Genomic DNA, 12033 nt, shown 5'->3' with positions numbered 1-12033 from the left:
AGGCAGTCTCCCCTGCTGGCCCGGATCTGCAAGACCGCGAATTGACGCGGCGCCATGGCAAGCCGATGTCCCTCCGGATGTGATGGTTGGGCTTCTTTGGTCAGGCATGTTCCCGGTGTCGCCGTGGCAGGGTTCGCCAGCTCGATTCTGGCTCAGCGAAGGTGAGTTGGCCGACGCAGTCGACGGTTGGGATTGTCGGAGGAACGGAAGGCGGCTGCCCGGGTGCGGGCGGAGGAGCTTCGCCCTCAGGCGGAACGAATCGCGGTCGGATTCGCCGGGGCGGAAGCGGTGTTGGAGCGTCGGGTGACCGACCGGGAGGAGCTCGTCGAGGCCCCGGCCGCTCCGGACGTGGCGGGAGTGCCCGCTGCGGGTGCGCGGGGCGGTATCGGCGGTGGTCGAAGAGGCCCTTGGCGCGGGGGCTGTCGTGTCGCACTGGCACGAGGCGGCGACCGTGGAGGTGCTCGCCGCCCATCCCTGTAATCAACTCCGTTTGTTTCATTGACATTTCACTCAGAAGTCGTACTGTTGGGAGCGCTCCCATAGTGCTCCGTAGCTGGAAGGAGTTCCCCCCACATGCGCAACCAGAGCCCATTGACCGGGCGTTCCCGGTCGGCCCTCCGCCGGCCTATCCAGGCGCTCGTCATGCTGTTCGCCGTGGTCGTCGGCGCACTGACCTGGTCGGCCCCCGCCCAGGCTCACGGCACCATCGTCAACCCCGCCTCCCGCGCGTACCAGTGCTGGAAGACGTGGGGCAGCAACCACACGAGCCCGGCCATACAGACCGAAGACCCCATGTGTTATCAGGCATTCCAGGCCAACCCCGACACCATGTGGAACTGGATGAGCGCGCTCCGCGACGGCCTCGGTGGCCAGTTCCAGGCGCGGACCCCCGACGGGACGCTCTGCAGCAACAACCTCTCGAGGAACGCCAGCCTGGACAGGCCCGGGCAGTGGAAGACGACCAACGTCAGCAACAACTTCACGGTCCAGCTGCACGACCAGGCGTCCCACGGTGCCGACTACTTCAGGGTCTACGTGAGCAAGCAGGGCTTCAACCCCAAGACCCAGACCCTGGGCTGGGGCAACCTCGACTTCATCACGCAGACCGGCCGCTTCGCCCCGGCGCAGGACATCAGTTTCAATGTCAACACCTCCGGCTACACCGGACACCACATCCTGTTCGTGATCTGGCAGGCCTCGCACCTCGACCAGGCCTACATGTGGTGCAGCGACGTGAACTTCGGCTGAGCCGGAGAGCGCCGCACACGGCACCGGCCTCTGCCGGGCGCCGGTAACCCACCGCCCGGCCGACCGAGCTCCGTCGGGGCAGGGGACCCATTCGGTCACCCTGCCCCGACGGAGCTCTCTGCGCTCCTGGTGTGAACACACCCGATCGCGCGGCAGTCGCACGGTACCGGCTCCCCACCGTCTCGTCGTACGACTCCGGCACTCAACGGCCATGGAGAATCCTCGGCACCGTCAGCCCACCGGGGCGTATCGCGCCGCCCGGCGTACCCGCGCCGCCGCCACGTCCTCGGCCGCCACCACGACCACTCCCCGGGTGATGTCCGGGCCGGCCGTCCGGAACGTGCTGGCCGCGACCGCGGGGTACTCGAAGCTGCCGTCGTCGAACCGGCTGACGGTGGGGGCGGCCACCGCGGTCCCGGCGACGCCGAACAGACCGGCGGCGACGACCGCGGTGACGCAGGCACGCGTGAGCAGCATGGGACTCCTCCTGAAAGGAACGGGGGGTGGGAGCCGTTGTCGGCTTGCCGGGACAAATCTCCTCTCCGCCCGGGGGACACGCCAAGACCGGCCCGCCGGCGTACCGGGGCGCGGGGCGGGGCACCGGTCCGCGTCACGTCGACCGGCCGGGGCATGAGCCCTCACGCGTCGCCGCTCCACCTGTCGGGGCGCTCCCCGCGCCGGGAGCCGGAGGCGGGGAGTGGGCGCCCGCGACGCCGGGGCCGTCACCTGGCGGGTCCCGGTCGCCTGCGGAGCGCCCCGCACGGCGACCCCGCCGTCCCCCCGGCCGCCGAACGGAACCTGGCCCGTGCCCTGTTCGGCGACGGCGCCGGGTACGCCCCGACGTGTCCCGTCCGGCTCGAGCGCGGGCGGGACGCCTTCGAGGCGTCGATGTCGCCGGCCTCGAGGACGCGGTCTCCCGCTGTTCCGACGGTGGAGAACGCCGGCGGGACGGGCCGTGGGCCGCGGTCCTCGGGCCGCCGGACGGATCTTCTCCCGTTACCTCGGGTCGCGCCTGAACAGCGACGCGGACCACAGGTGGCCGAGCACGGCCAGTCCCAGGCACCAGGCGACGGCGAGCCAGCCGTTGTGGCCGATCCCGGTGCCCAGCAGCAGTCCGCGCAGGGTCTCGATGGCCGGGGTGAACGGCTGGTACTCGGCGACCGGCCGGAACCAGCCGGGCATCGTGTCGGCCGGGATGAAGGCGCTGGAGACGAGCGGCAGGAGGATCAGCGGCATGGCACTGTTGCTGGCGGCCTCGGCGTTCGGGCTGGACAGCCCCATCCCGACGGCGATCCAGGTGAGCGCCAGGGCGAACAGCGCCACCAGCCCGAACGCCGCCAGCCACTCCAGGGCCGTGGCGTCCGTGGACCGGAAGCCGATGGCCACGGCGACGGCGCCGACGAGGGCCACGCTCACGACCGACTGGAGCACGCTGCCGACGACGTGCCCGATGAGCACCGCCCCGCGGTGGACGGCCATGGTGCGGAAGCGGGCGATGATGCCCTCGGCCATGTCCATGGACACGGACACCGCGGTGCCGATCGTGGTGCTGCCGATGGTCATCAGCAACAGGCCCGGCACGAGGTAGGCGATGTAGTCGGAGCGGTCCGCCCCGCCGCCTCCGATGCCCGCGCTCATCACCTCGCCGAAGACGTAGACGAAGAGCAGGAGCAGCATGACGGGCGTGAGCAGGAGGTTCAGCGTCAGGGACGGGTAGCGCCGCACGTGCAGCAGGTTGCGGCGCAGCATCGTGGACGAGTCGCGCACGGCGAGGGAGATCCGGGCCGGGCGGGCGGGATACGGGGTGGAGTTCATCGGGCATCCTCCTCGGGCCGGCCGGGCCGGCCCGGCACGGTGGGACCGGTCAGGGCGAAGAAGACGTCGTCGAGGTCGGGGGTGTGCACGGTCAGCTCGTCCGCCTCGACGCCGGCCGAGTCCAGCCGGTCGAGGACGGCGCGCAGTTCGCGCTGGCTGCCGCCGCTGGGGATCCGCAGGGTGAGGGCCTCGTCCACGGGGGCGGCTCCCGCGCGCGGGGCGCTGTGGGGGAGGGTGGCTCCGCGCAGCGCGTCGGCGGCGTTCCGGTACGCGGCCGGGTCGGTGAAGCGGAGCCGGATGTGCCCGCCGGGGATCTGCCGCTTCAGTTCCTCGGCGGTGCCCTCGGCGGCGATCCTGCCGTCGTCGAGCACCGCGACGCGGTCGGCGAGCTGGTCGGCCTCCTCCAGGTACTGGGTGGTGAGCAGGACGGTGACGCCGTCGGCGACCAGCTCGCGGATGATCTGCCACATGGTGTGGCGGCTGCGCGGGTCGAGACCGGTGGTCGGCTCGTCGAGGAAGATGATCCGCGGACTGCCGACGAGCGTCATGGCGATGTCGAGGCGGCGCCGCATGCCGCCGGAGTAGCTCTGGGCGGGCTTCCCGGCGGCGTCGACGAGGTCGAAGCGCTCCAGCAGTTCGGCGGCCACCCGCCGCCCCTCGCGCCTGGGCAGGTGGTGCAGGTCCGCCATGAGGAGCATGTTCTCCTCGCCGGTGATCAGGCCGTCCACGGCGGAGAACTGCCCGGTGACGCCGATCGCGGCACGCACCCCCGCCGGCGACGTGGCGATGTCGTGGCCCGCGACCTGGGCCTGCCCGCCGTCGGCGGTGATGAGCGTGGACAGGATCTTCACGACGGTGGTCTTGCCGGCGCCGTTCGGCCCGAGCAGCGCGAAGACGGATCCGGCCGGGATGCGCAGGTCGATGCCGTCGAGGACGGTCCTGTCGCCGTACGACTTGCGCAGGCCGACGGCGGAGACGGCGGCCGACGGCGGGTGGCCGCCGCCTTGGTTGGATGTGGGCATGACAGATGAAGGCATGAGCCCTCCCGTTCGGAGGCTGGGATGACCGGTGGGATCGGAGGAGACGGGCGGTGCGGGGCGGGGACGCTCAGGCCCTGGCGCGGAGGACGTCGATGTTGCCCCAGTTGGTCCGGGCGCGGATCCTGACGGTGTCCTCGGTCCGCTCCGGGGCCTCGGACGCGGCGAGCGTGTTGCGTACCTGCCCACGGTTGGAGCTGACGTCGAGCCAGGCGGCGGTGCCCTCGCGGACACCGACCTCGATGGAGCCGTTGGAGGTCTCCAGGCGGACGTCGCCGCGGGCGACTTCGGCGACGCGCAGGGGGCCGTGGGTCGTGGTGCCGACGACCGAAGCCTCGGCGCGCGCGATGTCGATGCCGCCGTGGGCGCCGCTCACCCGCAGCTCGCCGGTCACGGCGCCGACGGTCGTGGTGCCGTGCGAGTTCTTCAGGACGGCGGGGCCGTCGACGAGACCGACGCGCACGTTGCCCGTGCTGCTGGTGATCTCGGCCATGCCCTCGACCCGGTCGACGGTGCTCGAGGCGTGCGGCACCTTCAGGCGCAGCGGGCCGGTGGTGTCCAGGCGGACGTCGCCGGACGAGGTCTTCACGCGGACCTCGCCGAGCCGGCCCTCGCCGATCACGTTGGCCCCGGCACCGGTCACGTCGACGTCCGAGCCCGTGGGCACTTCCACCGTCACGTCGACGGCGCCGCCGCGTCCGAGCAGGTTGGCCTTGGGTGTGGTGACGGTCAGGACGCCGTTCGCGCAGGCGACCTCGGTCTGGTCGGCCGCCCGTACGTCCAGGTCCTTCTGCGGGTCGAAGGGCCGCACCTCGACGACGGTGTCGAGGCGGTCGCCCGCGGTGAACCGGATGGAGCCGGCGTACACGTAGGCGGTGACCGAAATCGGTTCGGGAGTGTCGAAAGAAGGCATGGCTGTCCCGTCCTCATGAGTCCTTGGGACGTCCCCGCTGGTGGGACGTGGTGTGGGTGGAGTGGTGCGGGTGGAGTGGTGCGGGCGGGGCGCGGCTAGCGCACCCAGCCCGTGAAGCTCTGCCCGACCGTCCGGGTCCGCTCCGCCGTACGCGGCCGGGCGCCGCCCTCGACCGCGGCCGACACGGCGCGCACCAGCCACGCGTTGACCGACAGGCCCTCGCGGCTCGCGGCCTCCTCGGCGCGGGCCTTGAGGTGGGCCGGCAGACGCAGGTTGACGCGGGCGGTGCCGCCCTCGTCGCCCTCGGCCGGGGCCGGGGGCCTGAGCGGTTCGACGGGCGCGGCGAACTCCGCGGGGGCGCCGCCGTCGGCGGGCGGTGGTGTCACCACGAAGTCGGGGTCGAGCCCGCGCAGCCGTACGTCGACCGAGCCGGGGGCGAGCTCTCGGGTGATCTCGTCCATCGCGGCGGAGAGCACGTTGAGCAGGGTCAGCCGGGCCGCCGACTCCAGAGGAGCGGTGAGCCTCTCCGCCAGCTCGCGGGCATCGTCGCCGCCGGCCTCGGCGGCCACCGCGAGTTCGCGGCGGAGGGTGTCGACATACGGGGTGAGGTCCATAGTGCCATAGTGGCACCTAGTGGTGCCATGTGCAAGCCGTATGGCGGTGTCTGTGGAACGGCGGCTGGCACGGGTGTTCTGAACTGCGCGAATGCGCCGGAGGCTGTCTGGTTCGTTGTGGTGCCATGCTTGTACGCGTGTTTCCGGGGGAGCGGTGTAGTGCCGGATGGTGCCATGTGGCATCAAGTTGCGCCATCCGGTGCCGCGTGGTGCCACGCGATGCCGGAAGGGGGCGGGCGGGCGCCTCACGGTCTGCCGCCGGGCCGGGCCGATTCCGGGAGGCGCCGTGCGCGCCGCACCGCCGGCGCTTGACCTTGCAGTCGCTGCAAGGACGAGCATGGTGCCATGCTCTCCATCGGCGAATTCAGTGACATGTGCCAACTGCCGCCGCAGACGCTGCGGTTCTACCACTCCGAGGGCCTGCTCGTCCCGGCCGACGTCGACGAGCGGACCGGCTACCGCTCGTACCGGTTCGACCAGGTCGAGCAGGTCATGCTGATCACCGTGCTGCGCGGTACGGGGATGAGCGTCGAACTCGTCCGGCGCGCTCTGGCGGAGCCGGACACGGCGCTCGCCCTGCTGCGGGAGCACCGTGCGCAGGTGCGGCGCACGCGGCAGGCCCAGGACGAGGCGATCGAGGACGCCCTCCGCTTCTTCGGCACGCGGCCGGAGGTGAGCCTGCGCCACGCGCCCGGGGCGAGGGTGGTGACGAAGCCGGTGCCCGACCCGCCCGCCGGGGACGGCCGGTACGACTGGGAGGAGGTCGAGGCCGCCGTCGCCGCCGCCGTCCGGGAGTTGACCGAGGCCGTGGCGGCGTGCGGAGCCGCGGTGTCGGGCGTCCCGTGGCGGACCTGGGACGCGGGAACCCCGGCGTGGAAGGGACAGGACGTCACCGCCGAGGGGACGCACTGGCTGGTGCACGTCCCCGTCACGGTGGGCGAGGAGGCGACGGAGGTGCTGCGCGGCGCCCTGCCCGGCGATGCCGAGGTGCGGGTCTTCGAGGCCCGGGAGGAACTGTCCATATTCCTCCCGGGCAGAAGCTCGATGGCCAAGTACGGCACCGCGCTCTCCCGGCTGTTCGCGTACCCCCTCGACGGCGCCTACCCCGACTTCACCCGCATGCGCCAACTGCTGCACGAGGACGGTGTCGAGACCGCCATGCCGGTCAGCAGGCTCGACGGGAGCGGCGGGGAGTGAGCCGCGCGGCGGGCCCTCGCGGCGGCGCCCAACGAGGCCTTCGGCGTGGGCGACGCACGCGGCAGGCCCGAACTGCGCGAGGCGCCCGCGGAGTACCTGGCCCGCGCCAGAGGCGTGCGCACCGAGCCGGACCGCATCGTGATCTGCTCCGGCTTCGCCCACGCGCTGAAACTGCTGTGCGGCGTGCTGGAGGGCACGGTCGCGGTGGAGTCCTACGGGCTGGGCTTCCACCGCGAGCTGATCGAGGAGGCCGGCCTGCGGACCGTCCCGCTCACCGTCGACTCCCGCGGGGCACGGATCGCCGAACTGCCCGCCACCGGCGCCGGGGCCGTACTGCTCACGCCCGCGCACCAGTTCCCCACCGGCGGTCCGCTGCATCCGGAGCGCCGGACGGCGGTCGTCGACTGGGCCCGCTCCCGCGGCGGGCTGCTCATCCGAGGACGACTACGACGGCGAGTTCCGCTACGACCGGCAGCCGGTCGGCGCCCTGGGCCGGGAGAGGCCGTTCCGGGGCGGGACCCTTGACCGCCGCGGCCGCGGCAACCGGAGCGTGCCGCTCTCCGGTGAAGCAGGTGCCGGGCAGAAAAGGACCGGCGAGTTTGTTCTGTTCATGGCGCCGCTTGCCGCGGCACATACCGGCACGGTATCCGCCGCAATGTGCGCGATCGAGAAGCTTGAGGTTCTTTCAGGTAGTACCGGTTTCGTCCCGCAAGGGCAGCGACAGGGGGAATCATGGATGTGATCAGCACTGCCGGGGTATCGCCCGGAGAGCAGTTCGCCTTCTGGCGCGAGGTGCACTCCAAGCTCTGGGTGCCCTACGACTTACGTCGCGCGTCGCTGCCGGAGAACGGGTTCCGGGCCCAGGTCGCCGTCAGTAACTTCGGCCCCGTGCAGGCGACGTTGATCACCGCGGTGCCGCACTCGGTCCACCGTACGCCCAAGCTCATTCGCCGGGCCGACCCCGAGGTGTTCAAACTGGGCTGCTTCGTGCACGGCGGCGGCGCGATCACGCAGGACGGCCGGCGCGTGGATTTCGGTACCGGGGATCTGGTCCTGTACGACACCTCGCGTCCGTACGCGGCCGAGTTCGCTCCGGACGTTCCGGAGAACCAGTTGCTGCTCCTGCGCTTCCCGCGTTCGCTGCTGCCGCTGCCTCCCCAGGACCTGCGGCGCCTGAGCGCACTCCGCATTCCGGGCGCACAGGGCATCGGCGCGCTGTCCTCGCAGTTCCTGCTGCAACTCGCCCGGCGCATGGCGGAACTCACTCCGTCCGACACCGCCCGGCTTTCCACCCTCGCGCTCGACGTGCTGACCACGGCACTGGCCGACGCGCTGGACACCCAGGGCACGGTTCCGCCCGACACGAGGCGGCGGGCGCTGATGGCCCGGATCCACGCCTTCATCCGGGAGAACCTGGGCGATGCCCACCTGACCCCGGACTCGATCGCCGCGGCGCACCACATCTCGCTGCGGTACCTGCACAAGCTGTTCCAGCAGGAAGGGCACACCGTCGCCGGCTGGGTCCGGGAACGCCGCCTGGAACAGTGCCGGCGCGACCTCGCCGACCCCCGGCTGGCGGCCCGCCCGATCGGCGCGGTCGCGTCCCGGTGGGGATTCACCAGCCCCGCGCACTTCAGTCAGGCGTTCCGCGGCGCCTACGGCCTCTCGCCGAGCGAGTTCCGCCGGCAGCACGCGGCAGTGCGCGCAGACTAAAGGCCAGTGCGCTCACGAGTAACGACAGGCCCGGCCGCGGCGCGCAGTCTTTTCCGAGGAGGGCCGGCGGTCGACGGGAAACGGAAGTCACCCGTCGCCGGCCGGCGCTGCCCGGCAGTCGCACGAGCACCGTGCCGGAAGCGGGCGGTACACGGGGAGAACGGCCACTGGGGGGGACGATGCGTCGGCGTCATACGGTTCGAACGGAACTGACCGCGCTGTTCGTGGCGGCATTGGCGGTCTGTACTGGCTGCGGCGTATCGGCGGACGACGGCGCCGGGACCGGTCCGGTGACAGCGCGGGAACGCGGCGAGCCGTCCGCGCGGGAAGGGCGGCAGGACCTGACCGCCGAGGAACTGCGCACGCTGGACCGGGCGGAACTGATTCTCACCGCGCGCTGCATGCGGGCCCGCGGCTTCTGGTACGACAGCGACGCGTCCGGTTCCGCGCCGCCCGCGGAGCAGACGGCGCGAAACCCGGGACGGCGGATCTTCCCGTACGGCATCAACGACGTGGCATGGGCTCGCACTCACGGATTCGGTGAGGCCGGTGCCGGTGAGCGGCACGGGCGCCCTTCACCGGCGCGGAACGCGAACCTGCGCTACTTCGAGGGGCTGTCCCCGAAGCGGCAGAAGGAGTACCAGGTGAGCCTGGGCGGGACCCGCGCCCAGACGGTGTCCGTGCGGCTGACCAACGGCTACACCATCCAGGGCAGCAAGGACGGCTGCATGTCGGAGGCACAGCACCTGCTGTACGGCGACTTCACGACCTGGTACCGGGCCAGCACCATCGTCAACAACCTGGACGCGGAGAGCTCGCCGAAGATCTTCGAAGATCCCGCGTACAAGAAGGCGGTCTCCCGCTGGTCCTCCTGCATGGCCGGCGCGGGCCACCCGGCCGACAGCCCTCAGGAGCTCCGGGAACGGTTCGTCGAGCGCTTCGGCGAACTGCCGGAGGAGTCCCGCGAGGCGGTGGAGCGCCGCCTGGCCGTGGCGGAGGCGAAGTGCGTCCGCGCGACGGGACTGGCACGCACCGGCACAGTCCTCGAGGAGCGCTACGCCGAGCAGGAGAGGGCATTCCGCCGGGCGGAGATCGAGACGCGGCACCGTATGCGGCTCGACGCCCTGCCCCGGGCCGCCGACATCGTCTCCCGGTCGAACTGACCCGGTCGACCGGTTCCCGGCCGGCCGTCCTTTTCCGGCCGGTTCCGTTCCCACACCACCAAGGAGCACATCGCCATGCGCAAAACCGCTTCGCTGCTGGCCGCCCTGAGCCTGGCGGGACTGGCCGCCGTCGCCGTGCCGCAGTCGGCATCGGCCGCGGCACCGGTCTGCCCGAACGAACACTTCTGCGCCAACACCGACGCCAACTTCGCCGGCATGCAGGTCAGCTGGTACGGCGACGACGGGTTCTGGGAGAGCAACATCAACAACCAGGACTCCGCGTGGGCCAACCGCGGCACCACCAGCGGCGGTCAGCCCGCCCGCGTCAAGGTCTACGACGGTTACTGGCAGAGCGGCGCGGTGACCATCTGCGTGCCGCCGGCCAGTTACGTCTTCTACGACGAGGACGCCAACGACCGGGGCAGCTCCCACACCTGGACGCACAGCTGCTGAGACGACGACCCGCCCTCACCCAACGGGAGAATCCATCATGCGCAAAACCGCAACGGCCCTGACCGGCCTCGTCCTCGCCCTCGCCGGTGTGGCCGCCGTCCCCGGCACCGCACACGCGGGCGACCCCAACAACTGCCCCAGCGGCTACTTCTGCGCGACCACCGACGTCGACTACAACGGCACGTGGGTCAACTGGTACGGCGATGACGGATGGTGGGAGACCAACATCCTCAACAAGGACTCGTCGTGGATCAACCGAGGGATCTCCGGCTCGGGCATCCCCGCCCACGTCCGGGTCTACGACGACTTCTGGCAGACAGGGGCCATGACCATCTGCCTGAGGCCGAACGACTCCGTGGCCTGGAACTCCTACGCCAACGACCGGGGCAGCTCCCACACCTGGACGCACGGCTGCTGAGCGGCTGACCGCCTCGCCTCCCCGCACTCCCCCCGGCCGGCATCGGCCCGGGGGAGTGCGGCGTCTCGCGGCGGCTCCCCGTCCTCCCCGCACGGCGGCGGTCCCGGCCCGTTCGGTTCGTCCGGTGCGGCACCGGCGCCGCCTCCGCCCGGGGCTTGTGGGGAAGGGAACACGTTCCTGGCATCGCCGGTGTTACATCATTGGTGTCACACGGTCGCGACGGTGCGGCCGGGACGGTGGCCGGAGGTCCGGATGGGTGCGGAGGGCGGCGGGCGCGGCGGCCCGCTCGCCGGGGTGCGGGTGGTGGAGCTGGCGGGCATCGGGCCCGGCCCGTTCGCCGCCATGCTCCTGGCCGATCTGGGCGCCGACGTCGTACGCGTCGACCGGCCCGGCGGCCAGGCGCTGGCCATCGACCCGGCCCTGGACGTCACCGGCCGCGGCAAGCGGTCCGTGGTGGTGGACCTCAAGGCCGAGGGCGGCCCCGCCGCCGTACTGGACCTGGCCGAGCGCGCCGACGTGCTGATCGAGGGCTGGCGGCCCGGGGTCGCCGAGCGCCTCGGAGTCGGTCCCGAAGCGTGCCTGGCCCGCAACCCGCACCTGGTCTACGGGCGGATGACCGGCTGGGGCCAGGACGGACCGCTGGCCCGCACCGCCGGACACGACATCGGCTATCTGGCCGTCACCGGCGCGCTCGGCATGACCGGCCCGGCCGACGGACCGCCCGCCTTCCCCGCCAACCTGCTCGGCGACCACGCGGGCGGCTCGCTCTACCTCGTCGTCGGCGTCCTCGCCGCCCTCCACCACGCCCGTGCCGGGGGCGGCCGGGGCCAGGTCGTGGACGCCGCGATCGTGGACGGCGCCGCCCATCTGACCGCGATGCTCCACGGCATGCTGGCCGCCGGCGCCTGGCAGGACCGGCGCGGCGCCAACCTGCTGGACGGCGGCTGCCCCTTCTACGGCGTCTACGGAACCGCCGACGGCGGCTGGATGGCGGTCGGCGCGCTGGAGCGGCCCTTCTACGCGGAGTTCGCCCGCCTCCTCGGCCTGGACGACCGGACCGCCGCCCACCGTGACGACCCCGCCCGCTGGGAGGAGCTGCGCGCGGCCGTCGCCGCCCGCTTCCGCACCCGCACCCGGGCGGAGTGGACGGCGGTCTTCGAGGGCACCGACGCCTGCGTCGCGCCCGTGCTCTCCCTGCGCGAGGCCCCCGCCCACCCGCACCTGGCCGCCCGCGGCACCTTCACCACCCGCGCGGGCGTCACCCAGCCCGCCCCCGCGCCCCGCTTCTCCGCCACCCCCGCCGCGCCGCCCCGGCCGCCCGCCCCGCCCGGCGCGGACGCCGCCTCGGTGGCCCGCGACTGGGATCCGCCGTCCCCGGCTCCCGCCTCCGCCTCCCCGGAACGGGACGGGAGCGGGACCATGGACGACGGGGACGACGGGCGGTGACGGCGGACGACCCCGC

Annotated in this window: 12 protein-coding genes and 1 pseudogene; 8 read left to right on the top strand and 5 right to left on the bottom strand. The window is 72.5% G+C overall.

Translation table 11 applies throughout. The features are described 5' to 3' along the window. Positions 1-573 precede the first annotated feature (573 nt). The gene (locus V1L54_RS28515; protein WP_503676909.1) at positions 574-1248 is read left to right on the top strand and encodes a lytic polysaccharide monooxygenase auxiliary activity family 9 protein; all 675 of its coding nucleotides are present in this window, start codon (positions 574-576) and stop codon (positions 1246-1248) included. A gap of 231 nt (positions 1249-1479) precedes the next feature. Here the strand turns inward: V1L54_RS28515 and V1L54_RS28510 are convergent, their stop codons facing one another. The 5 genes from V1L54_RS28510 to V1L54_RS28490 form a co-directional block, all read right to left on the bottom strand. Beyond that, complete coding sequence (locus V1L54_RS28510) at positions 1480-1725, bottom strand: hypothetical protein (RefSeq protein WP_330121054.1); 246 nt, start codon at positions 1723-1725, stop codon at positions 1480-1482. Between the two features lie 519 nt (positions 1726-2244). Then, complete coding sequence (locus tag V1L54_RS28505) at positions 2245-3063, bottom strand: ABC transporter permease (protein WP_330121053.1); 819 nt, start codon at positions 3061-3063, stop codon at positions 2245-2247. Further along, a complete protein-coding gene (locus tag V1L54_RS28500; RefSeq protein WP_330121052.1) occupies positions 3060-4085 on the bottom strand; it encodes an ATP-binding cassette domain-containing protein in 1026 nt (341 codons plus the stop codon). Before V1L54_RS28500 ends, V1L54_RS28505 begins: the two co-directional genes overlap by 4 nt. A gap of 85 nt (positions 4086-4170) precedes the next feature. Further along, on the bottom strand, positions 4171-5013 hold the full coding sequence (locus V1L54_RS28495; protein ID WP_330121051.1) for a DUF4097 family beta strand repeat-containing protein: 843 nt from the start codon (positions 5011-5013) through the stop codon (positions 4171-4173). Between the two features lie 95 nt (positions 5014-5108). Beyond that, positions 5109-5627 (bottom strand): toxin-antitoxin system HicB family antitoxin, encoded by a 519-nt coding sequence (locus V1L54_RS28490; RefSeq protein WP_330121050.1) that lies wholly within the window; start codon positions 5625-5627, stop codon positions 5109-5111. 345 nt (positions 5628-5972) lie between these two features. On the opposite strand from V1L54_RS28490, the gene V1L54_RS28485 reads away from it, so the two are divergent. From V1L54_RS28485 to V1L54_RS28455, 7 genes and pseudogenes are all read left to right on the top strand, one after another. Next, complete coding sequence (locus tag V1L54_RS28485) at positions 5973-6824, top strand: MerR family transcriptional regulator (RefSeq protein WP_330121049.1); 852 nt, start codon at positions 5973-5975, stop codon at positions 6822-6824. Next, positions 6825-7314: pseudogene (locus V1L54_RS28480) on the top strand (aminotransferase class I/II-fold pyridoxal phosphate-dependent enzyme); the annotation flags it as partial. It lies immediately after the preceding gene. Positions 7315-7556: 242 nt separating this feature from the next. Beyond that, entirely contained in the window at positions 7557-8537 is a 981-nt protein-coding gene (locus tag V1L54_RS28475; protein WP_330121048.1) for an AraC-like ligand-binding domain-containing protein, read from the top strand. A 290-nt stretch (positions 8538-8827) separates the two neighbouring features. Continuing rightward, complete coding sequence (locus V1L54_RS28470; RefSeq protein WP_330121047.1) at positions 8828-9700, top strand: hypothetical protein; 873 nt, start codon at positions 8828-8830, stop codon at positions 9698-9700. 75 nt (positions 9701-9775) lie between these two features. Continuing rightward, positions 9776-10153: a peptidase inhibitor family I36 protein gene (locus V1L54_RS28465; RefSeq protein ID WP_330121046.1), complete on the top strand. Its 378-nt coding sequence runs from the start codon at positions 9776-9778 to the stop codon at positions 10151-10153. A 37-nt stretch (positions 10154-10190) separates the two neighbouring features. After that, complete coding sequence (locus tag V1L54_RS28460) at positions 10191-10571, top strand: peptidase inhibitor family I36 protein (protein ID WP_330121045.1); 381 nt, start codon at positions 10191-10193, stop codon at positions 10569-10571. Between the two features lie 252 nt (positions 10572-10823). Then, positions 10824-12017, top strand: coding sequence for a CaiB/BaiF CoA transferase family protein (locus V1L54_RS28455; RefSeq protein ID WP_330121044.1), 1194 nt, complete (start codon positions 10824-10826; stop codon positions 12015-12017). Positions 12018-12033: the final 16 nt, after the last annotated feature.

It is taken from the genome of Streptomyces rubellus (assembly GCF_036323805.1).
In the GTDB taxonomy this organism is placed as follows: domain Bacteria; phylum Actinomycetota; class Actinomycetes; order Streptomycetales; family Streptomycetaceae; genus Streptomyces.
The sequence above is the reverse complement of the archived record's forward strand: the minus strand, read 5'-3'. Positions and strand labels throughout refer to the sequence as shown.

Coding starts and splice junctions, on each gene's coding strand:
- V1L54_RS28490 (WP_330121050.1), bottom strand. CDS start 5,627: ATGGACCTCACCCCGTATGTCGACACCCTCCGCCGCGAACTCGCGGTG.
- V1L54_RS28455 (WP_330121044.1), top strand. CDS start 10,824: ATGGGTGCGGAGGGCGGCGGGCGCGGCGGCCCGCTCGCCGGGGTGCGG.
- V1L54_RS28485 (WP_330121049.1), top strand. CDS start 5,973: ATGCTCTCCATCGGCGAATTCAGTGACATGTGCCAACTGCCGCCGCAG.
- V1L54_RS28460 (WP_330121045.1), top strand. CDS start 10,191: ATGCGCAAAACCGCAACGGCCCTGACCGGCCTCGTCCTCGCCCTCGCC.
- V1L54_RS28495 (WP_330121051.1), bottom strand. CDS start 5,013: ATGCCTTCTTTCGACACTCCCGAACCGATTTCGGTCACCGCCTACGTG.
- V1L54_RS28475 (WP_330121048.1), top strand. CDS start 7,557: ATGGATGTGATCAGCACTGCCGGGGTATCGCCCGGAGAGCAGTTCGCC.
- V1L54_RS28505 (WP_330121053.1), bottom strand. CDS start 3,063: ATGAACTCCACCCCGTATCCCGCCCGCCCGGCCCGGATCTCCCTCGCC.
- V1L54_RS28500 (WP_330121052.1), bottom strand. CDS start 4,085: ATGCCCACATCCAACCAAGGCGGCGGCCACCCGCCGTCGGCCGCCGTC.
- V1L54_RS28510 (WP_330121054.1), bottom strand. CDS start 1,725: ATGCTGCTCACGCGTGCCTGCGTCACCGCGGTCGTCGCCGCCGGTCTG.
- V1L54_RS28465 (WP_330121046.1), top strand. CDS start 9,776: ATGCGCAAAACCGCTTCGCTGCTGGCCGCCCTGAGCCTGGCGGGACTG.
- V1L54_RS28515 (WP_503676909.1), top strand. CDS start 574: ATGCGCAACCAGAGCCCATTGACCGGGCGTTCCCGGTCGGCCCTCCGC.